Annotated in this window: 15 protein-coding genes; 8 read left to right on the top strand and 7 right to left on the bottom strand. The window is 70.6% G+C overall.

The features are described 5' to 3' along the window. The first annotated feature begins 198 nt into the window (after positions 1 to 198). The 6 genes from ACJX2R_RS29945 to ACJX2R_RS29920 all read left to right on the top strand — a co-directional run bounded on the left by ACJX2R_RS29945 (position 199) and on the right by ACJX2R_RS29920 (position 8,610). Positions 199 to 2,151, top strand: a complete 1,953-nt coding sequence (locus ACJX2R_RS29945) for a 2-oxoacid:acceptor oxidoreductase subunit alpha (protein WP_413102680.1) — start codon at positions 199 to 201, stop codon at positions 2,149 to 2,151. Further along, on the top strand, positions 2,144 to 3,226 hold the full coding sequence (locus ACJX2R_RS29940; protein WP_413102679.1) for a 2-oxoacid:ferredoxin oxidoreductase subunit beta: 1,083 nt from the start codon (positions 2,144 to 2,146) through the stop codon (positions 3,224 to 3,226). Before ACJX2R_RS29945 ends, ACJX2R_RS29940 begins: the two co-directional genes overlap by 8 nt. Before the next feature lie 106 nt (positions 3,227 to 3,332). Then, positions 3,333 to 5,330: an APC family permease gene (locus ACJX2R_RS29935; protein ID WP_413102678.1), complete on the top strand. Its 1,998-nt coding sequence runs from the start codon at positions 3,333 to 3,335 to the stop codon at positions 5,328 to 5,330. A gap of 131 nt (positions 5,331 to 5,461) precedes the next feature. Continuing rightward, entirely contained in the window at positions 5,462 to 6,319 is an 858-nt protein-coding gene (locus ACJX2R_RS29930) for an SDR family oxidoreductase (protein ID WP_413102677.1), read from the top strand. A gap of 137 nt (positions 6,320 to 6,456) precedes the next feature. Beyond that, positions 6,457 to 7,473 (top strand): EamA family transporter RarD, encoded by a 1,017-nt coding sequence (gene rarD / locus ACJX2R_RS29925; protein WP_413102676.1) that lies wholly within the window; start codon positions 6,457 to 6,459, stop codon positions 7,471 to 7,473. 195 nt (positions 7,474 to 7,668) lie between these two features. Further along, on the top strand, positions 7,669 to 8,610 hold the full coding sequence (locus tag ACJX2R_RS29920; RefSeq protein ID WP_262706159.1) for a M28 family metallopeptidase: 942 nt from the start codon (positions 7,669 to 7,671) through the stop codon (positions 8,608 to 8,610). A gap of 79 nt (positions 8,611 to 8,689) precedes the next feature. On the opposite strand, the gene ACJX2R_RS29915 is transcribed toward ACJX2R_RS29920, so the two are convergent. The 4 genes from ACJX2R_RS29915 to ACJX2R_RS29900 form a co-directional block, all read right to left on the bottom strand. Next, the gene (locus ACJX2R_RS29915; RefSeq protein WP_413102675.1) at positions 8,690 to 9,661 is read right to left on the bottom strand and encodes an ABC transporter permease; all 972 of its coding nucleotides are present in this window, start codon (positions 9,659 to 9,661) and stop codon (positions 8,690 to 8,692) included. Further along, positions 9,648 to 10,631 (bottom strand): ABC transporter ATP-binding protein, encoded by a 984-nt coding sequence (locus ACJX2R_RS29910; RefSeq protein ID WP_413102674.1) that lies wholly within the window; start codon positions 10,629 to 10,631, stop codon positions 9,648 to 9,650. The genes ACJX2R_RS29915 and ACJX2R_RS29910 overlap by 14 nt, the downstream gene beginning before the upstream one ends. Before the next feature lie 75 nt (positions 10,632 to 10,706). After that, positions 10,707 to 11,942, bottom strand: a complete 1,236-nt coding sequence (locus ACJX2R_RS29905; RefSeq protein ID WP_262706156.1) for a LolA family protein — start codon at positions 11,940 to 11,942, stop codon at positions 10,707 to 10,709. A gap of 284 nt (positions 11,943 to 12,226) precedes the next feature. Beyond that, the gene (locus ACJX2R_RS29900) at positions 12,227 to 13,237 is read right to left on the bottom strand and encodes a polyprenyl synthetase family protein (protein ID WP_413102673.1); all 1,011 of its coding nucleotides are present in this window, start codon (positions 13,235 to 13,237) and stop codon (positions 12,227 to 12,229) included. 459 nt (positions 13,238 to 13,696) lie between these two features. Here ACJX2R_RS29900 and fahA point away from each other — a divergent pair, with 459 nt between their 5' ends. Together fahA and ACJX2R_RS29890 are read left to right on the top strand one after the other, a co-directional pair. Continuing rightward, positions 13,697 to 14,947, top strand: a complete 1,251-nt coding sequence (fahA, locus tag ACJX2R_RS29895; RefSeq protein WP_413102672.1) for a fumarylacetoacetase — start codon at positions 13,697 to 13,699, stop codon at positions 14,945 to 14,947. A 60-nt stretch (positions 14,948 to 15,007) separates the two neighbouring features. Next, the gene (locus ACJX2R_RS29890) at positions 15,008 to 15,505 is read left to right on the top strand and encodes a PT domain-containing protein (RefSeq protein ID WP_262706153.1); all 498 of its coding nucleotides are present in this window, start codon (positions 15,008 to 15,010) and stop codon (positions 15,503 to 15,505) included. Between the two features lie 703 nt (positions 15,506 to 16,208). Here ACJX2R_RS29890 and nuoN read toward each other — a convergent pair. The 3 genes from nuoN to nuoL are packed head-to-tail and all read right to left on the bottom strand — an operon-like array spanning position 16,209 to position 21,481. After that, positions 16,209 to 17,861: an NADH-quinone oxidoreductase subunit NuoN gene (nuoN, locus tag ACJX2R_RS29885; protein ID WP_413102671.1), complete on the bottom strand. Its 1,653-nt coding sequence runs from the start codon at positions 17,859 to 17,861 to the stop codon at positions 16,209 to 16,211. Further along, complete coding sequence (locus ACJX2R_RS29880) at positions 17,858 to 19,537, bottom strand: NADH-quinone oxidoreductase subunit M (protein WP_262701491.1); 1,680 nt, start codon at positions 19,535 to 19,537, stop codon at positions 17,858 to 17,860. Before ACJX2R_RS29880 ends, nuoN begins: the two co-directional genes overlap by 4 nt. A 3-nt stretch (positions 19,538 to 19,540) precedes the next feature. Beyond that, entirely contained in the window at positions 19,541 to 21,481 is a 1,941-nt protein-coding gene (gene nuoL, locus ACJX2R_RS29875; protein ID WP_413102670.1) for an NADH-quinone oxidoreductase subunit L, read from the bottom strand. Between the last annotated feature and the right edge of the window lie 9 nt (positions 21,482 to 21,490).

The raw sequence follows: 21,490 nt of genomic DNA, 5'->3' as shown, positions 1-21,490 counted from the left end.
GAACGGGGGATCAGCGGAAATGACAGCACGGGGGGAGGGACACGTCGCGCCAAACCAGGACATATATGGTTCTTCTTTCGGCGTCCACCATGTGATCCGGCCAAGGAAGGCCACCCTTACCGACGTACGATGGTCATGGGACAACAACCGGTCGGCACCGACTGTCCAGGAGCGCCGCCTCAAGGGAGGTCCGAAGCAGTGACCAGCCAGGTCAGCAGCCCGGCCGAGCAGGCCGAACCAGCCGATCAGCAGGGCGGGCAGATGCCCGCCGGGGGACAGCGATCAGCAGACGGTGGCAAGGAGGTCCGCCGTCTGGACCGGGTGATCATCCGGTTCGCGGGGGACTCCGGTGACGGTATGCAGCTCACGGGTGACCGGTTCACCTCGGAGACGGCGTCGTTCGGAAACGACCTGTCGACCCTGCCGAACTTCCCGGCGGAGATCCGCGCCCCCGCCGGCACCCTGCCCGGAGTGTCGAGCTTCCAGCTCCACTTCGCCGATCACGACATCCTCACACCAGGTGACGCGCCGAACGTACTGGTGGCGATGAACCCGGCCGCGCTGAAGGCCAACCTCCCCGATGTGCCGCGCGGGGCGGAAATCATCGTCAACACCGACGAGTTCACCAAGCGCCCCATGGCCAAGGTCGGCTATGACCAAAGCCCCCTGGAGGACGGCTCGCTGGACGGCTATCGCGTCCACCCGGTGCCGCTCACCACGCTGACCATCGAGGCGCTGAAGGAATTCGGGCTGTCCCGCAAGGAGGCCGAGCGCAGCAAGAACATGTTCGCGCTCGGGCTGCTGTCGTGGATGTACCACCGGCCGACCGAGAACACCGAGAAGTTCCTGCGCCAGAAGTTCGCCAAGAAGCCGCAGATCGCCGAGGCGAACGTGGCCGCCTTCCGGGCGGGCTGGAACTTCGGCGAGACCACCGAGGACTTCGCCGTCTCCTACGAGGTCGCCCCGGCCACCACCGCGTTCCCCACCGGCACCTACCGGAACATCTCCGGAAACCTGGCGCTGTCGTACGGGCTGATCGCGGCCTCCCGCCAGGCGGATCTGCCGCTGTTCCTGGGGTCGTACCCGATCACCCCGGCCTCGGACATCCTGCATGAGCTGTCCAAGCACAAGAACTTCGGCGTGCGCAGCTTCCAGGCCGAGGACGAGATCGCCGGGATCGGCGCCGCGCTGGGCGCGGCCTTCGGCGGCTCCCTCGCCGTGACCACCACCTCCGGCCCCGGTGTGGCGCTGAAGTCGGAGACCATCGGGCTCGCGGTGTCGCTGGAGCTGCCGCTGCTGGTGATCGACATCCAGCGCGGCGGCCCCTCCACCGGGCTGCCCACCAAGACCGAGCAGGCCGACCTGCTCCAGGCCATGTACGGGCGCAACGGCGAGGCCCCGGTGCCGATCGTGGCCCCGAAGACCCCGGCCGACTGCTTCGACGCCGCGCTCGAGGCCGCCCGGATCGCCCTGACCTACCGCACCCCGGTGTTCCTGCTGTCGGACGGCTATCTGGCCAACGGCTCGGAGCCCTGGCGGGTGCCGGACGTGGGCGAGCTGCCCGACCTGCGCGTCCAGTTCGCGGCCGGCCCCAATCACGTACTCGCCGACGGCACCGAGGTCTTCTGGCCGTACAAGCGCGACCCGGAGACCCTGGCCCGCCCCTGGGCCGTGCCCGGAACGCCCGGTCTTGAGCACCGGATCGGCGGCATCGAGAAGCAGGACGGCACGGGGAACATCTCCTACGACCCGGCCAACCACGACCACATGGTCCGCATCCGCCAGGCCAAGGTGGACGGCATCGCGGTGCCGGACATCGAGGTGGACGACCCGACCGGCGACGCCCGCACCCTGGTCCTGGGGTGGGGTTCCACATACGGCCCGATCACCGCGGCGGTGCGCCGCGTCCGCACCGCGGGCGACCGGATCGCCCAGGCCCATCTGCGCCATCTCAACCCCTTCCCGGCCAACCTCGGCAAGGTGCTCGAGGGTTACGAGAAGGTCGTGGTGCCGGAGATGAACCTGGGGCAGCTGGCGACGCTGCTGCGCGCCCGCTATCTGGTCGACACCCGCTCGTTCACCCAGGTCCGCGGACTGCCCTTCAAGGCCGAACAGCTCGCCACCGCCCTCAAGGAGGCCATCGATGACTGACACCATCGCCGAGGGCGCGGCATCGGCTCGGCACGCGCTCTCCCTGGTGCCCAAGAGCGACACCAAGCAGACGATGAAGGACTTCAAGTCCGACCAGGAGGTCCGCTGGTGCCCCGGCTGCGGTGACTACGCGATCCTCGCCGCCGTCCAGGGCTTCATGCCCGAACTGGGCCTGGCGAAGGAGAACATCGTCTTCGTCTCCGGCATCGGCTGCTCCTCGCGCTTCCCGTACTACATGAACACCTACGGGATGCACTCCATCCACGGCCGCGCCCCGGCCATCGCCACCGGCCTGGCCGCCTCCCGCCGCGATCTGTCGGTGTGGGTCGTCACCGGTGACGGCGACGCGCTGTCGATCGGCGGCAACCACCTGATCCACGCGCTGCGCCGCAATGTGAACTTGAAGATCCTGCTCTTCAACAACCGCATCTACGGCCTGACCAAGGGGCAGTACAGCCCCACCTCCGAGGTCGGCAAGATCACCAAGTCGACCCCGATGGGCTCCCTGGACGCGCCGTTCAACCCGCTGTCGCTCGCGCTCGGCGCCGAGGCGGGCTTCGTGGCCCGCACCGTGGACTCCGACCGCAAGCACCTGACCGAGGTGCTGCGGCAGGCGGCGGCCCACCCGGGCACCGCGCTGGTGGAGATCTACCAGAACTGCAACATCTTCAACGACGGCGCCTTCGAGGCCCTGAAGGACAAGGACCAGGCCCAGGAGGCCGTGATCCGGCTGGAGCACGGGCAGCCGATCCGCTTCGGCGCCGACCAGTCCAAGGGTGTCATCCGCGACCAGCGCACCGGCGACCTCGAAGTGGTCACCGTCACCGCCGAGAACGAGCACCAGGTGCTGGTGCACGACGCCCACGCGGCCTCGCCCACCACGGCGTTCGCGCTGACCCGGCTCGCCGACGCCGACACCCTCCACCACACCCCCATCGGGGTGCTGCGCGATGTGGAGCGCCCGGTCTACGACACCCAGATGTCCGACCAGCTCGACAACGCCGTGGAGCTGAAGGGGAAGGGCGACCTCGGCGCGCTGCTCGCGGGCGGCGACACCTGGACCGTCGTGGGCTGACCCCGTCAGGCGCGCCCAGCGGGCGCGTTCGTACATACGGGCACAGGCGGGTGCCCGGCCGGAGCGTCTGACCGCGCCCCGGCCGGGCACCCGCTCTGCTATGCGCATGGCCGACACCGCCGCCCCGCTCCAGCCGCCCGACCGCCCCGGCTACCGCCTCAAGCGGCTGCTGCTCGGTCCGCCCCTGGTCACCGAGCGGATCCGGCGCGAGAAGCTGCGCAACCCGGCCGCGCTGGGTGTGCTGGCCTCCGACTGCATCTCCTCGACGGCGTACGGCAGCGAGGAGATGCTGCGGGTGCTGGTGCCGGTCATCGGGGTCGCCGCGTTCACCATGATCCTCCCGGTGACCGGGGCGATCCTGCTGGTGCTGCTGGTGGTCACGCTCTGCTACAGCGATGTGGTGATGATCTACACCCGGGCGGGCGGCTCTTATGTGGTGGCGCGGGAGAACTTCGGCCCGGACATCGCCCAGATCGCGTCCGTGGCGCTGCTGGTGGACTACATCGTCACCGTCGCGGTGCAGGTCTCGGCGGGCACCAACGCGATCATCTCGTTCGCCCATCTCGTCGGCGGCACCTGGACCGGTATCGACCATCTCCAACTGCCCCTCAGCGCCCTGGTGATCCTGATCCTCGCGTACGGCAATCTGCGCGGACTGCGGGAGGCCGGGCGGGTCTTCATGGCGCCCGCCTACCTGTTCATCCTCGCCGTCGGCCTGATGCTGGTGGTCGGCGTGGTCCGCGGGCTCACCGGGACGCTGCCGCACGCCGATGTGCACGCCGCCGGCGCCGTGCCCCTAGGAACCCCGGGCAGCGGCTGGCTCTACGGCGCCTCGCTCTTCATCGTGCTGCGCTCGTTCGCCAACGGCGGCTCCTCGCTGACCGGTCTGGAGGCGATCTCCAACAGCGTCTCGGTCTTCCGCGACCCCAAGGGACGCAACGCCCGCCGCACGCTGGTCACGATGAGCTGCGTCCTGGGCACGCTGGTGCTCGGGGTGTCCGCCCTGGCCCACTTCACCCACGCCATCCCGTACCGGGACGGCACCCCGACCGTCCTCGCGCAGGAGGCCCATCTGGTCTTCGGCGGCGGGGTGCCGGGGGCCCTGGGGCTGGCGTTCGTCCAGCTGGCGACCGCGCTCATCCTCTACACGGGCGCCAACACGCCCTTCACCGGCTTCCCGTTCCTGGCCAGCTTCGTGGCCGAGGACCGCTTTCTGCCCCGGCAGCTGACCCGGCGCGGCCACCGGCTGGCCTTCTCCAACGGGATCGTGTCGCTGGCCGTGGTGGCGCTGGCGCTGCTGGTGGTCACCGAGGCCAATGTGGACCGGCTGGTGGCGCTGTACGCGATCGGGGTGTTCACCGCCTTCACCATGGCCGGGTCCGGGATGACGGCCTATCACCTGCGGCGCCGCGAGCCCGGACGGACATGGAAGGTCGCGGTGAACCTCATCACCGCGGTGGTCTCCGCCGCCGTGGTGCTGATCTTCGGGATCACCAAGTTCACCGAGGGCGCCTGGCTGGTCGTGGTGGTCTTCCCGCTCGGGGTCTGGGCGCTGATCCGGATCAACCGCGAGTACCGCGCGGAGGCGGCCGCCCTGGAGGCGGTGGAGCGCCCCGGGAACGACGTTCCGCGCTGGCGGCGCCATGTGGTCTTCGTCCTGGCGGACAGCATCGACCTCGCGACGGTCAAGGCGCTGCGGTACGCGCATGAGCTGCGGCCCGACGAGGTCCGCGCGGTGCACTTCATGGTGGACGAGACCCACGCCCGGCGGCTGATGGCGCGGTGGGAGGCCACGGTGGGGGTGACGGTGCCGCTTGAGGTCGTGGAGTGCCCGGACCGGCGGCTGCGCCACGCGGTGATGGAGCTGGCGGCCCGTAGCACCGAGGACGGGCGGACCGCGCTGACCCTGCTGGTGCCGCGCCGCACCTATGCCTCCCCGCTGGGCAAGCTGCTGCACCGGGGGACGGCGGAGTCGCTGGCCAAGGCGCTGGAGCGGCTGCCGGGTGTCGCGGTGACGATCCTGCCGTACGCCGTCAGCCTCGCGGCACGGGAGCGGGAGACCGGGGAGCGGGAGGCCGGGGAACGGGGGCCCGGAGAGCGGTAGGCCGGGGAGCCGGGGTCCCCGGAGCGGCCCGGCCCCGAATGAACACACTTACTTAACCGGAAGTACCTTTCTATTGGTTAGCGCTTCCCTTATGGTGGGTGTGCCGATCCCGAACCAGGAGAGTCACGCATATGAGCATCGTCGTCACCGGAGCCACCGGCCACCTCGGCCGCCTCGTCGTCGAGGGGCTGCTGGAGAAGGTTCCCGCCGACCAGATCACCGCGGTCGTGCGCGACACCGCGAAGGCCACCGACCTCGCCGACCGCGGGGTGCGGCTGCATGTGGCCGACTACAGCCGGCCCGAGACGCTCCCCGGCGCCTTCGCCGCCGGGGACAAGGTGCTGCTGATCTCCGGCAGCGAGGTCGGGCAGCGGGTGCCGCAGCACCAGGCCGTGCTCGACGCCGCCAAGGAGGCCGGTGTCGCGCTGCTCGCCTACACCAGCGTCCTGGGCGGCCCCGCCGCCGACTTCTCCCTGGCCGATGAGCACAAGGTCACCGAGCAGGCGATCGCCGACTCCGGTCTGCCGTACGTACTGCTGCGCAACGGCTGGTACAACGAGAACTACACCGAGAACCTCGCCACCGTCCTGGAGCACGGCGCCGTCGTGGGCGCCGCGGGCGAGGGCCGGGTCGCCTCCGCCGCGCGCGCCGACTACGCGGCCGCCGCCGTCGCCGTCCTGACCGGTGAGGGCCACGAGGGCAAGGCGTACGAGCTGTCCGGCGACACCGCCTGGGGCTTCGCCGAATACGCCGAGGTGGTCGCCCGGCAGTCCGGCAAGGAGATCGTCTACGGCGCCGTCTCCCCCGCCGAGTACCAGTCCATCCTCACCGGCGCGGGCGTCCCCGAGCCGCTCGCCGTGATCCTCTCCGATGTCGAGGTGGCCATCGAGCGCGGTCGGCTGGACGCCACCCCGGGTGAGCTGTCCCGGCTCATAGGCCGCCCGACCACGCCCATCGCGGACTCGGTGGCGGCCGCGCTGAAGGGCTGACCCGCCCCGTACGCACCGCGGCCCGCCTGTCATCACCGTATTCCGATACGGGAATGACAGGCGGGCCTCACCAGCGCTACCTTCGGACCCTCGGAACGGGCCCGCCGGGGGTTCGTCATGCCGTCGGGGAGGGTGCCGTGACGCCGCAGGACCAGCAGGACCGCGTCGATCGCGCCGGGCTCCTCTACGGCTTCGCGGCATACGGCATCTGGGGTCTGGTGCCGCTCTTCTGGCCACTGCTGGAGCCCGCCGGGGCGGTGGAGATCCTGGCCCACCGGATGGTGTGGTCGCTGGCGGCCGTCGGTCTGGTGCTGCTGGTGCTGCGCCGCTGGAGCTGGATCCGGCCGCTGCTGCGGCAGCCCCGGCGGCTGGGCATGATCGCGCTCGCCGCGACCGTGATCTCGGTCAACTGGGGCCTGTACATCTGGGGCGTCAACAGCGGGCATGTGGTGGAGACCGCGCTCGGATACTTCATCAACCCGCTGGTCAGCATCGCCTTCGGGGTGCTGCTGCTGCGTGAGCGGCTGCGGCCCGCACAGTGGGCGGCGGTCGGCGTCGGGGTGCTGGCCGTGGCCGTGCTGACGGTGGGCTACGGCAAACCGCCGTGGATCGCGCTCACCCTCGCCTTCAGCTTCGCGACGTACGGGCTGGCCAAGAAGCGGGTCGGTCTCGACGGGCTGGAGTCGCTGGCCGCCGAGACCGCCGTGCAGTTCCTGCCCGCGCTCGGCTTCCTGATCTGGCTCGGGGCGCACGGCGGCAGCACGTTCGCGAGCCAGGGCGTCGGGCACGCCGCGCTGCTGGCGAGCTGCGGCTTCGTCACGGCGCTGCCGCTGATCTGCTTCGGGGCGTCCGCGGTGCGGCTGCCGCTGTCGACGATCGGGATGCTCCAGTACGTGGCGCCGACCTTCCAGTTCATCCTCGGGCTCGCCGTCTTCCACGAGTCGATGCCACCCGAACGGTGGGCGGGCTTCGCCCTCGTCTGGCTCGCCCTCGCGCTGCTGACCTGGGACGCGCTGCGCACCGCCCGGCGGGCGCGGCGGGCGCTGGCCGACGCCGCCGCGCGGGCGGGGGCGCTGTCGGCGACAGTGGAGGCCGATGTGGTTCCTGACGCCTCGGTGTCCGATCTCCGGCCGGGACCGATATCCGGCGGGTGATGTCCGGTTTCCGCCCTTGACGCGGAGTCAGCCACGCCCGGAGCATCAGCACGTTCACCGCTCCACCGCCCCACGGGCACGTGCACCACACAGCGTCACGTCATTCCGTCCTGTCCACGTTCGGAACCGGAGCCCCCCATGTCCTCATGCGCGCAAGCCCGCCCCCGAAGATCCCTGATACGGCGTACGGCCGCCATGGCCGCCGCCGGTACGGCGGTCGCCGCCCTGGTCTCGGCCGCCCCCGCCACCTCCGCCGCCGCATCGGCACGGCCCACGGCGGACGCCCGTACCGCCCTCGCGGCACCCGACATCTCCGTGGCCAATGTGAAGGCCCATCTGACCCAGTTGCAGTCCATTGCCACCGCCAACGGCGGCAACCGCGCCCATGGCCGCCCCGGCTACAAGGCGTCGCTCGACTACATCAAGGGCAAGCTGGACGCCGCCGGATACACCACCACCGTGCAGCAGTTCACCTCCGGCGGTGCCACCGGCTACAACCTCATCGCCGACTGGCCCGGCGGCGACACCAACAACGTGGTGTTCTCCGGCGCCCACCTCGACTCCGTCACCGCGGGCCCCGGGATCAACGACAACGGCTCGGGCTCCGCCGGAATCCTGGAGACCGCGCTCACCGTCGCCCGCCAGGGCGCGAAGCCCACCAAGCATCTGCGGTTCGCCTGGTGGGGCGCCGAGGAGCGGGGGATGGTCGGCTCGACCTACTACATCAACAATCTGCCGTCATCCGAACGGGCGAAGATCGACGGCTATCTCAACTTCGACATGATCGGCTCGCCCAACCCCGGCTACTTCGTGTACGACGACGACCCCGGGATCGAGTCGGTCTTCAAGGCGTTCTTCTCCGCCAAGGGCGTGCCCACCGAGATCGAGACCGAGGGCGACGGCCGCTCCGACCACGCGCCGTTCAAGAACAAGGGCATCCCGGTGGGCGGCCTCTTCAGCGGCGCCGACTACATCAAGACCGCCGCCCAGGCCCAGAAGTGGGGCGGCACCTCCGGTCAGGCGTTCGACCGCTGCTACCACCGCTCCTGCGACACCTCGAGCAACATCGACGACACCGCCCTGGACCGCAACAGCGACGCCATCGCCTACGCGGTCTGGACGCTCGGCGGCGCCTGATCCCGGATGATGTGCCGTGCTGCCGTGTTCGGCTCCGTCCGCCCATGCCGCCCATGCCGCCCATGCCGTCGCGGGCCGCTCAGGCCGTGATGTCCTTCGCGGTGAACCGGGCCCAGGCCGCCGAGCCGAACACGGCCACGTACAGCCCCTGCAACCCCAGATTCTTGACCAGCTCGTCCCAGTAGACCGGCTCGCGGAGGAGATCGGCGAAGCTGAGCCAGTAGTGCGGGAAGAGGTACGGGTGGATCGCGTGCAGCTGCGGGATGGTGTCGAGGATCTGCGCGGTGACCACCAGCCCCACGGTCGTGGCCATGGCCGCGATCCCGCTGTTGGTGAGGGTGGAGATGAACAGCCCCACCGTGGCGATCCCCACCAGCGACAGGGCCACCAGGGCGGCCACGCCGAGCGCCCGGAGCAGCGCCTCCTCGAACGAGACGGTGATGCCCGAGATCAGCGTGACATCGCCGAGCGGGAACAGCAGCACCCCCGTCACCAGGCTCGAGAGGGCCACCACCAGCGTCGCGATCAGGCAGAAGGCCATGGTGGTGGTGAATTTGGCCAGCAGCAGACGGGTCCGCCCGGCGGGGGCGACCAGCAGATAGCGCAGCGTCCCGGAACCCGCCTCACCGGCGATGGCGTCACCGGCGATCACACCGATCACCATCGGCAGGAAGACCGGCAGCGTCGCCGCCAGTGACGCGAAGACCAGGAAGATCCCGTTGTTGGTGATCTGGGGGAAGAAGGCGGGGCCCGACCCCTCTCCCCCGCGGCCGCCGCCGAAGCTGCCACCGTCGCTCGTCTCGATCTTCACCGCGACGCCGATGAGGATCGGGATCAGCGCGAGCACCCCGAGCAGGGCCAGGGTCCGCCAGCGGCGGAGGGTGGTGGTCAGCTCGGAGCGGAAGAGCGCCAGGGCCCACAGGGGGCTCGGGCGGGGCGGCTTCGCGGCCCTGTCGGCCGGTGCGCCGGTGTCGGCCGTCGCGGGTGCGCCGGTGTGGCCCGTCTCGGGTACGCCGGTGTCGGCCGTCCTCGTTTCGTCAGCCCGCGACATCGAAGCCCTCCCCGGTCAGCGCGACAAAGGCGTCCTCGAGCGAGGCGCGTTCGGCCCCGAAGGCCCGGACCCGCACCCCGGCGCGTACGAGGGCGGCGTTGAGATCGGCCAGCTCCAGCGGTGCGTCTTCCACGCCGGGGCCGGGCACCGGCAGCTCGCCGGAGACGCGCTCGTCCAGGACCACCAGATCCGTCACCCCGTGCTCCTTGAGCACCCGGACCGCGTCCACCGGGTCCGGGGTGGTGACGGCCAGCCGACCGCGACTGCCCGCCGCCAGCTCGGCCACCGTGCCCTGGGTGATCAGACGGCCCTGGGCCATCACGGCGGCGTGCGTGCACACCTGTTCGATCTCATCGAGGAGATGGGAGGAGAGGAAGACGGTGGTGCCCTCCTCGGCCAGCTCGCGCACCAGGGCGCGGATCTCGCGCATGCCCTGCGGATCGAGGCCGTTGGTCGGCTCGTCCAGCACCAGCAGCTCTCGCGGCTGGAGCAGTGCGGCGGCCAGGCCCAGGCGCTGCTTCATGCCGAGCGAGTACGCACGGGCCTTCTTCCCGGCCGCGGCGGCCAGCCCGACCCGGTCCAGGGCGGCCGCCACGCGGGGGGCGCGGGTGCGGGGGTCGGCGGTGGGGTCGGCCGCGTCGTAGCGCAGCAGATTGTCGCGGCCGGTCAGAAAGGGGTACAGGGCGGGGCCCTCGATGAGGGCCCCCACCCTGGGCAGCACGCTCCGGGCGGCGCGTGGCATCGGTTCGCCGAGCAGCCTGGCCCTGCCCGAGGTGGGCTCGATCAGGCCCATGAGCATGCGGATGGTCGTCGTCTTCCCCGAGCCATTGGGCCCGAGGAAGCCGAAGACACTGCCCCGCGGCACGGACAGATCCAGCGCGTCGACCGCGAGCTGTCCGCCCCGGTAGCGCTTGGTGAGCCCGCGGGTCTCCACCGCGGCGTCGTCCCCCTCGGTGGACCGCTGCTCCACGGGCTCCCCTTCGTTCTGCGTCGTATCCGCGCCCCACGTCGTCCGTCGTCACCGCGCCTTATGCGCCCAGTGGGCTCACTTGGCCGCGTTGGCGGCCTTGACCAGGGCGTCCTTGTCGACCGCGCCGACGAACACCTTGCCGTCGTCGGTGAGCAGCGCGTTCACCAGCCGGGTGCTGACCACGGTGCCCGAGCCGAACTTCCCCTTGACCTCCTTGCCGAAGCCGCCGAGGAGGCCGGAGGCCGCGCCCGGGCCGCTGTCGCCGCCGGGTGCCGCGGCGCCGCCGGGGGTGTCGAGCCTGGCGACCGAGTCCCAGCCCTCGCCGACGACCTTCAGCCCGGACAGGGCGCCCTGGGCGTCCTTGAAGTCCTTGGCGCCGAAGTCCTTCGGGGCGTGCTTGCGGTCGGCCTTGGGCTCCTCGGTGACCTTGGCGCCCTTGGGCGGCGTGAAGTCGAAGGTGCTCGCCTTGGGCTTGCCGAAGTCCACCTTGGTGAAGCCCACATCGACGATCGCCTTGCCGCCGCTCTTCGGGGAGAGCGTGAACTTCAGCGGGACACCGTTGTCCGCGTCCACCGCGATACGGACCGATCCGATCGTGGAGTCGCTGTTCTGCTTGGGCTTGATCAGCAGGTCGTAGGCGTCCCGCCCGGCGACCCGGGAGGTGCCGTCGACGGTCACGTCGGTGGTGTCGTCCACGGAGGAGAGCAACGTCTTGGCCAGCTTCTGGGGCGTGGCGTCCCGCAGGTCCTTGGGCACCTCCTGCCGGTGGTCGCCCTTGGCCTTCGCGTCCTTCGGGGCGGTGGCGTGGTACGCGGAATTGCTCCCGCTGTCGTACGCCCAGACGTCATCGCCGTTGTGGATCATGCTGTACTCGGCGGCGTTCTCGACGATCGACACGCGCTGCTTGTCGGGGCCGTCGGTGGCCACCCGCAGGGTGTGGGAGCCGGAGATCAGCTCCATCAGCTTGGACTCGGGCGCGGCGGACGCGTCACCGCCCCGGGCCCCGCCGAGGTCGGCGATGGAGCCGCCGCCGGGGAGCGAGGGGATGCCCAGATCGGTGGTGATCTTCACCGAACCGGACATCTGCTGGGCGTCCGATGCCGCCATCTTGCTGATGAGCTCTTGCGCCGAGATCTTCGGCAGATCGGGGTCGCCGGTACTGGCGAGCGCCGGGACCAGTCCTATGGTCGCCGCCGCGATGCCCGCGACGGCTACCGGAGCGGCGTACCGGGCGGCCTTCTTCCCTCGTGATGGCCGTTCTTCATCCCAGAAGCCGTCGTCGGCGACCTGTGTCGGTCGGATCCGTGCCATGTGTGCTCTACCTCCGTCGTCGGCGGCGGTTCGTCAGCTTGCACTCGTCCACCTCTCGGGCCATTGTCACCCGATCCCGCCATGTGGTGGTCTTTTCATCCCACCAAATCGTTCGACGTGGCGCGTCAGCCCGCAGGATCACCTCGGCGTAATGCTCGGGTATGACGCCGCTCCCCCGGGAGTCAGGGTCCTACTCCCCCGGGAGTCACGAGCACGGCCCCCGGGATCGGGGGCCGACTCCCCGGATCAAGGGCCTGGCGAGGTGGAACGGGCGCCGGGCGGGCTCACCCGGCCCGGTGGACCACCGCATCGCACAGCCCCTCGAGGGCCGCCTTCGCCGGGCCCTTGGGCAGCGGTGCCAGCATCGAACGGGCCTCGGCCGCATAGCGGACCGTGACCCGGCGGGCCCGCTCCAGCGCCGGATGGGCACGCAGCCGCCGCAACACCTCGGCATGGCGCGCGTCATCGGTGAGATCGCCCGCGAGCAGTTCGCACAGCTCGCGGTCCTCGGCCGAACCGGTCGCCTCGGCCTGCTCCCGCACATACAGCACGGGCAGGGTGGCCACGCCCTCGCGCAGATCGGTGCCGGGGGTCTTACCGGACTCATGGCTGTCGCTGGCGATGTCCAGTACGTCGTCGGCGAGCTGGAAGGCCATGCCGAGCCGCTCGCCGTACTGGGTGAGGATGCTGACGATGCTCTCGTCGGCGCCCGACATCATCGCGCCGAACCGGCCGGAGACGGCGATCAGCGAGCCCGTCTTACCGGCCAGCACATCCAGGTAGTGCTCGACCGGGTCACGGCCGTCGCGGGGGCCCGCCGTCTCCAGGATCTGGCCGGTGACCAGCCGCTCGAACGCCTCGGCCTGGATCCGCACCGCCTCGGGGCCGAGGTCGGCCAGGATGTGCGAGGCGCGGGCGAAGAGGAAGTCGCCGGTGAGGACCGCCACCGAGTTGCCCCAGCGGGCGTTGGCGCTGGAGACGCCGCGCCGCACCTCCGCCTCGTCCATCACATCGTCGTGGTACAGCGTCGCCAGATGGGTGAGCTCGACGACCACCGCCGAGGGCACCACTCCGGGTGCGTGGGGGTCACCGAACTGCGCGGCCAGCAGCACCAGCAGGGGCCGGAACCGCTTCCCCCCGGCCCGTACCAGATGCTGGGCGGCCTCCGTGATGAAGGGCACATCGCTTTTGGTGGCCTCCAGCAGGCCCTCTTCGACCGCCGTCAGCCCGGCCTGGGTGTCGGCTTCCAGAGTCCGGTCCCGCACGCTCAGCCCCAAGGGCCCGACGAAGCTCACGGGGTACTCCTGTCTGCCTACGAATGACGCGAATGTCGATGTGTCGCTGCCTCCACCAACAGGCAGCGTATCCGGTCGGGTATCGATCACTGTTGGCGCCTTCCCGCCTTGTGCACCTCTCACCGTTCTCTCCCGAACCGACCGCTTCACATGGCAGTACCGCGATCGCAGCAGATCATTCATGCCCCGGACCCCACCCGGCCGCTTGGCCGGATCCCACCAGGCCGCCCCGCCGGATCCCACCCGGCCGCCCGGCCCCCGGCTCCGGTGACCAACTCGGAGCGGAGCCCGGGCCCGAGGAAGTCCAGCGCCGCGACGCCCATCCGATAGCCCGTAGCGCCCACCACATGGTCGGCGGCCAGCCCCGACCACCGGCCTTGCCCTGGGCCTTCCCCGCGCTCCCCGCGCCTTAGGGTGTGCTGCGTCCCACAGTGACGAGGAGAAGGCGAGGCAGCCCCGATGCCGCAGCGATCCCCGCTGGACCTGCCCGAAGGCGACCCCTTCGGCCCGCACAACCTCCCCTATGGGGTCTTCACCGCGCCGCACACTCCTCATCTGCGGAAAATCGGGGTGCGCTACGGAAACCATGTGCTGGACGTGGGCGCCGCCGCGGCCGCCACCGCCTCTCCGCACGCCGAGCCGCTGGGCGCCGACACCCTCAACCCGCTGATGGCCGCGGGCCGCCCGGTCTGGCAGGCCGTCCGCGCCGAGCTGCTCGACTGGCTCACCGACCCGGCACATCGCTCGACCATCGAGCCCCTGATGCATCCCCTCCCCACCGTGGCGCTCCACCTCCCCTTCGAAGTGGCCGACTACGCCGACTTCTATGCGAGCGAGCACCACGCCACCAACACGGGCCGGATCTTCCGCCCCGACGGTGAGGCGCTCACCCCCAACTGGAAGCACATGCCGATCGGCTACCACGGCCGGGCCGGCACCATCCTCGTCTCGGGCACGCCCATCGTCCGCCCGCAGGGCCAGCATCTGCCCCCGGCCGATACCTCCGCACCACACGCTTCCTCCCCCACTCCGGTCTTCGGCCCCTCCCTGCGCCTCGACTTCGAAGCGGAGGTGGCCTTCGTCGTCGGCGCCCCTTCCACTGTGAATACACCGGTGCCGCTCTCCGGGTTCCACGACCACGTCTTCGGCGTCTGTCTGCTCAACGACTGGTCCGCGCGCGACATCCAGGCGTGGGAGTACCGCCCGCTCGGCCCCTTCCTGGGCAAGTCCTTCGCCACCTCGCTCGCCGCGTGGGTCACCCCGCTGGACGCCCTCGCCGCGGCCCGTACCGGCCCTCCCGCCCGCGACGTCCCGCCCCTCCCCTACCTGGACGACAGCGCCGCCGAGCCCGGCGGGCTCGATCTGCGCCTGGAGGTCGCGCTCAACGGCCACACGATCTCCCGCCCGCCCTTCTCCGCCATGTACTGGACCGCGGCCCAGCAGCTCGCCCATCTGACGGTGAACGGCGCCTCGCTGCGCACCGGCGACCTCTTCGCCTCCGGAACGGTCAGCGGTCCGCGCCCGGACGAGCTCGGCTCTCTCCTCGAACTCACCTGGGGCGGCCGGGACCCCCTGCGGCTCCCCGACGGCGCCCGCACCTTCCTGGAGGACGGCGACGAGGTGACCGTCACGGCCTGGGCCCCGGGCCCGGAGGGGACCCGTATCGGCCTGGGCGAGGTGACCGGCCAGGTGGTCCCGGCCACGCCCTGACGCGGCTGCTAATTTGTCGTGCTCCTGCCCTGACGATCCCGGACGATCGAGGAGAAGCACGTGAAGAAGGCAGTGAGCATCGCCGGCACGGCGGCGGCGGCCGCCCTGCTGCTGACCGCATGCGGCAGCGACGGTGGCGACGACAAGAAGGACACATCCAAGGACCCCTCCTCCGCGTCGAGCGCCCCGGCGGAGGGGGGCGCGGACACGAAGGTCTCCGGCACCTATGTGGCGAAGGCCGGTGAGGGGGCCGTCATCCTGTCCATCAGCGGCAAGAAGGCCGTCCTGATGGCCGACAAGCACATCTGCAACGGCGAGTACGCCGACATGGGCGGGAAGATGCTCATGCTCAAGTGCGCCGACGGAAACACCGACCGCAGCGCGGGCAAGGTCACCGCGAGCGCGGACGGCAAGACCCTCACGGTCGACTGGGACGCGCTCGCCAAGAACGACACGTTCGTCAAGGCGACCTCGCCCGGCGACCTCCCCTCGGGCCTGCCGACGTCGCTGCCCTCCGGCCTCCCGACCGATGTGCCGACCGACCTCCCGACCGGCTGAACCACGGCGCCGGACCCCCTCCGGCACTCCGGGCCCCTGGCGCGCGAGCGCGCCGGGGGCCCGCCGCGCACAGTGGCAGATCTTGCCGCCGCGGACACGAAACCGCAGGCAGAAGCGGTAGGAAAGCCACCGTCAGGTGGCGCAATACTTCGGCAACACCATCGGCCCGGCCCCGTCGGTATGGTCCCGATACGACCCGCCGACCAGCAAACCCCCGGAGCCGGCCGATGCCAGCCGAACGCCCCCGCGAGCACGCCCCGCCGGTCGCCGCCGCGCGCCGCCGGCGGCTCGGATCGATGGGGGACTTCCCACTTCTGATCAACTCCGGGCGCGGCAAGGGGCGCAGGCTACTGCGTTCGGGAAGGGGTGAGCCGGGAGACGCCTCCACCCCCGCCCGGGCACCATCACGTATCCCCGCAAGGGCGGGATCCAGGGGGCGCAGCCCCTTGGATCGGGAAGGGGCGGGGTGGGGAACAGCTCCGGCCGGGCGCGGGCACCGTCTCGGTGCCCGGACCCGGCCGGGGTCCAGGGGGCGGAACCCCCTGGGATCGGGTAGGGGCGGGGTGGGGAACGCTCCAGCACCCACGGCCCGTGCCTGAGCCACGCCCCAGCCCCTACGTGCCCCGTCCCGGCAGGGACACCGCGAACGGTGTCCCTGCCGGGACGGGGTCCAGGGGGCGGAGCCCCTGGATTGAGGTGACCGCTAGCGGACGAAGACGCCCGCCTGGCTCGCGAGGTCCAGGAAGTACTGCGGGGCGACGCCCAGGACGAGCGTGACCGCCACGCCGATCGCGATGGCCGACGAGGTCAGCGGGCTCGGCACGGCCACGGACGGGCCGTCCGTGCGCGGCTCGCTGAAGAACATCAGCACGATCACCCGGATGTAGAAGAACGCGGCGACCGCCGAGGAGATCACACCGACCACCACCAGCGCGCCCGCCCCACCGTCGGCCGCCGCCTTGAAGACCGCGAACTTCCCGGCGAAGCCGCTGGTCAGCGGGATACCGGCGAAGGCCAGCAGGAAGACCGCGAAGACGGCGGCCACCAGGGGCGAACGGCGGCCGAGACCGGCCCACTTGGACAGGTGGGTGGCCTCGCCGCCCGCGTCCCGCACCAGGGTGACCACCGCGAAGGCGCCGAGGGTCACGAAGGAGTACGCGGCGAGGTAGAAGAGGACGGAGGAGATGCCGTCGGGCGTGGTGGCGATGACACCGGCCAGGATGAACCCGGCGTGGGCGATCGAGGAGTACGCCAGCAGCCGCTTCACATCGGTCTGGGTGACGGCCACGATCGCGCCGCCCAGCATGGTGACGATGGCGACGCCCCACATCACCGGCCGCCAGTCCCAGCGCAGCCCCGGCAGCACGACGTACAGCAGCCGCAGCAGCGCGCCGAAGGCCGCGACCTTGGTGGCCGCCGCCATGAAGCCGGTCACCGGGGTGGGGGCGCCCTGGTAGACGTCGGGGGTCCACATGTGGAACGGCACGGCGCCGATTTTGAACAGCAGCCCCATCAGCACCATCGCCCCGCCGATCAGCAGCAGCGCGTCATTGCCCATGGTCCCGGCGAGCGCCGGGGTGACGTTCCTGACCTGGCCGTCGACGACGTCCGCGATCCCGGAGTAGGCGACCGTGCCCGCGTAGCCGTACAGCAGGGCGATGCCGAAGAGCAGGAACGCCGAGGAGAAGGCGCCCAGCAGGAAGTACTTGACCGCGGCCTCCTGCGACAGCGCGCGGTGGCGCCGGGCCAGCGCGCACAGGATGTACAGCGGCAGGGAGAAGACCTCCAGCGCCACGAAGAGCGTCAGCAGATCGTTGGCGGACGGGAAGACCAGCATGCCGCCGACCGCGAAGAGGACCAGCGGAAAGACCTCGGTGGTGGTGAACCCCGCCTTGACGGCGGCCTTTTCGGCGTCGCCGCCGGGCACGGCGGCGGCCTGGGCCGCGAAGGAGTCGACGCGGTTGCCGTGCACCACCGGATCCAGCCGCCGCTCGGCGAAGGTGAACACCGCCACCAGCGCCACCAGGAGAATGGTCCCCTGGAGGAAGAGCGCCGGTCCGTCGACCGCGATCGCGCCCATGGCCGCGACCCGGGCCTTGCTGGTGCCGTAGTCACCGGCGGCGAGGCCGATCACGGCGGCGAAGGCCGCGGCCAGGGCGACCACGGAGACGAACAGCTGTGCCACGTACCGCTGGCGGCGCGGGAGGAGCGCCTCGATCAGGACGCCGACGATCGCGGCGCCGAGCACGATCAGCGTGGGCGACAGCTGCCCGTACTCGATATCGGGCGACGGGATCTTGTCGGGCGCCGCCGCCGCTGTTGTCCACAGGCTGTGGACAGTGGCCGCGTGGGTCACTTGGCACCTCCGGAAGCACCGTCGTGGGGGGCACCGCCGTGGTTGGCGCCCTCGGGCATCGGGCTGTAGCTGAACCAGCCCGCATCGGTCACGGGGTGATCGGGCTTGGGATCCTTCTTGTCCACCACGGACATCGTGTGGTCCACCGCCGGGTTGACGATGTCGGCCAGCGGCTTCGGATAGACCCCGAGGAAGATCAGCAGCGCGATGAGCGGGGCCACGACGACCAGCTCACGCGCCCGCAGATCGGGCATGGACCGCACCTCGGCCTTCACCGGACCGGTCATGGTGCGTTGGTAGAGGATCAGGACGTAGAGCGCCGCCAGCACTATTCCGACGGTCGCGATCACGCCGAACGCCGGGTAGCGGCTGAACGTGCCGACCAGGACCAGGAATTCGCTGATGAACGGCGCGAGCCCGGGCAGCGAGAGGGTGGCGAGCCCGCCGATCAGGAAGGTGCCGGCGAGCACCGGGGCGACCTTCTGCACCCCGCCGTAGTCGGCGATGAGCCGCGAACCGCGCCGGGTGATCAGGAACCCGGCCACCAGCATCAGCGCGGCCGTGGAGACACCGTGGTTGACCATGTAGAGGGTGGCGCCACCCTGGCCCTGGGTGGTCATCGCGAAGATGCCCAGGATGATGAAGCCAAAGTGGGAGATCGAGGCGTAGGCGATCAGCCGCTTGATGTCCCGCTGGCCGATCGCCAGCAGCGCTCCGTAGATGATGCTGATGAGCGCCAGGATCATGATCGCCGGGGTGGCCCACTTGCTGGCCTCCGGGAAGAGCTGGAGGCAGAAGCGGAGCATCGCGAAGGTGCCGACCTTGTCGACCACCGCGGTGATCAGCACGGCGACGGGGGCGGTGGACTCCCCCATCGCGTTGGGCAGCCAGGTGTGCAGCGGCCACAGCGGCGCCTTCACCGCGAAGGCGAAGAAGAAGCCGAGGAAGAGCAGCCGCTCGGTGCTGGTCGCCATGTCCAGATGGCCGCCCGCCCGCGCCTGGACGATCTCCTGGAGCGAGAAGGTGCCGGTGCCGAGCTGATCGGCGGTGACCGCGTACAGACCGACCACCGCGGCGAGCATGATCAGCCCACCCGCCAGGTTGTAGAGCAGGAACTTCACCGCTGCGTACGAGCGCTGAGTGGCCGTCTCCTCCTCGGAGCGGCCCCCGGCCCGGTCCCCGAAGCCCCCGATGAGGAAGTACATCGGGATCAGCATGGCCTCGAAGAAGATGTAGAAGAGGAAGACGTCGGTGGCCTCGAAGGAGATCACCACCATCGCCTCGACCATCAGGATCAGCGCGAAGAAGCCCTGGGTGGGCCGCCAGCGGCGGTTGGGGCGGGCGCCTTCCAGCGGATCGGCGTCATGCCAGCCCGCCAGGATGATGAAGGGGATGAGCACGGCGGTGAGCGCGATCAGCGCGACCGCGATCCCGTCCACGCCCAGTTCGTAGCGGACGCCGAAGTCCTTGATCCAGGCATGGGATTCGGTGAGCTGGAAGCGGGCGCCACCGGGGTCGAAGCGGACCAGCACGACCGCCGCGAGGGCGAGGGTGACCAGGGAGAAGCCCAGCGCCACCCACTTGGCGGCGGCGCGCTGGGCGGCGGGCACGGCGGCGGTGGCCACCGCACCGAGCGCGGGCACCACGGCCGTGGCCGTCAGCAGGGGAAATGACATGACTCAGACCGCCCTCATCAGCAGGGTCGCGGCGATGAGCACCGCCGTACCGCCGAACATCGAGACCGCGTACGTACGGGCATAGCCGTTCTGGAGCTTTCGCAACCGGCCGGAGAGCCCGCCGACGGAGGCCGCGGTGCCGTTGACCACCCCGTCGACCAGCTTGTGGTCGACATAGACCAGACCGCGGGTCAGATATTGGCCTGGTTTGACGAGCGCGACATGGTTGAAGTCGTCCTGGAGCAGATCGCGCCGGGCGGCCCGGGTGAGCAGGGATCCGCGGGGGGCGGTGCGCGGCACCGGCCGGCGTCCGTACTGCGCCCAGGCGAGGGCCACACCGATCACCAGCACCACCATCGTCCCGGCGGTGACCGCCGCGGCGCTGAGCGGGGAGTCGCCGTGGCTGTGGCCGGTGACCGGCTCCAGCCACTTCAGGAACGCGTCGTTCACGCTGAACAGCCCGCCCGCGAAGACCGATCCCACGGCCAGGACGATCATGGGGATGGTCATGGACGAGGGCGACTCGTGCGGATGCGGCTCGGCGTGCGCCCCGGCCGACTCGGCGGCGGGCTCGGCGCTGGGCTCCTCGGGCGAGGGCGTGGTGCCCCAGCGCTTCTCGCCGAAGAAGGTCAGCAGCATCACCCGCGTCATGTAGTACGCGGTGATGGCCGCGCCCAGCAGGGCCGCGCCGCCGAGGATCCAGCCCTCGGTGCCGCCCTTGGCGAACGCCGCCTCGATGATCTTGTCCTTGGACCAGAAGCCCGACAGCCCGGGGAAGCCGATGATCGCGAGATAGCCGAGCCCGAAGGTGATGAAGGTGACCGGCATGTACTTCCGCAGGCCGCCGTACTTGCGCATGTCGACCTCGTCGTTCATGGCGTGCATGACCGACCCGGCCCCGAGGAAGAGCCCCGCCTTGAAGAAGCCGTGGGTCACCAGGTGCATGATCGCGAAGACGTAGCCGATCGGCCCGAGACCGGCGGCCAGGATCATATAGCCGATCTGCGACATGGTGGACCCGGCCAGGGCCTTCTTGATGTCGTCCTTGGCGCAACCGACGATCGCACCGAACAGGAGCGTGACCGCGCCGACCGCGACTACCGCGGCCTGGGCGTCCGGCGCGGCGTTGAAGATCGCGCCGGAGCGGGTGATCAGATACACGCCCGCGGTCACCATGGTGGCCGCGTGGATCAGGGCCGAGACCGGGGTCGGGCCCTCCATCGCGTCCCCGAGCCAGGACTGGAGCGGCACCTGGGCCGACTTGCCGCAGGCCGCGAGGAGCAGCATCAGCCCGATCGCGGTGAGCTTGCCCTCGCCCGCGTCATCCGCGTTGGTCAGCACCGGGGCGAAGGCGAAGGTCCCGAAGGTGGTGAACATCAGCATGATCGCGATCGACAGGCCGACGTCGCCGACGCGGTTGACGATGAACGCCTTCTTCGCCGCCGTGGCCGCGCTGGGCTTGTGCTGCCAGAAGCCGATGAGCAGGTACGAGGCGAGGCCGACGCCCTCCCAGCCGACGTACAGCAGCAGGTAGTTGTCGGCGAGGACGAGCAGCAGCATCGCCGCGAGGAAGAGATTGAGATAGCCGAAGAAGCGGCGGCGGCGCTCGTCGTGCTCCATATAGCCGATCGAGTAGATGTGGATCAGCGTGCCCACACCGGTGATCAGCAGGACGAAGGTCATGGACAGCTGGTCGAGCTGGAAGGCGACGTCCGCGCGGAAGCCGCCCACCGGAATCCAGCTGAAGACCTTGCTGTGCAGGGCCCGGTCGTGCTCGCCGCGGCCGAGCATGTCGGCGAAGAGCACCGCGCCGATGGCGAAGGAGGCGGCGGCGAGCACGGTGCCGATGTAGTGGCCCTTGCCGTCCAGCCGCCGCCCTCCGCACAGCAGCAGGGCCGCGCCGAGCAGCGGGACCGCGACAAGCAATCCGATGAGGTTCTCCACTTGAACGCG

This window comes from Streptomyces sp. Inha503 (assembly GCF_047215865.1).
In the GTDB taxonomy this organism is placed as follows: domain Bacteria; phylum Actinomycetota; class Actinomycetes; order Streptomycetales; family Streptomycetaceae; genus Streptomyces; species Streptomyces lycopersici.
The sequence above is the reverse complement of the archived record's forward strand: the minus strand, read 5'-3'. Positions and strand labels throughout refer to the sequence as shown.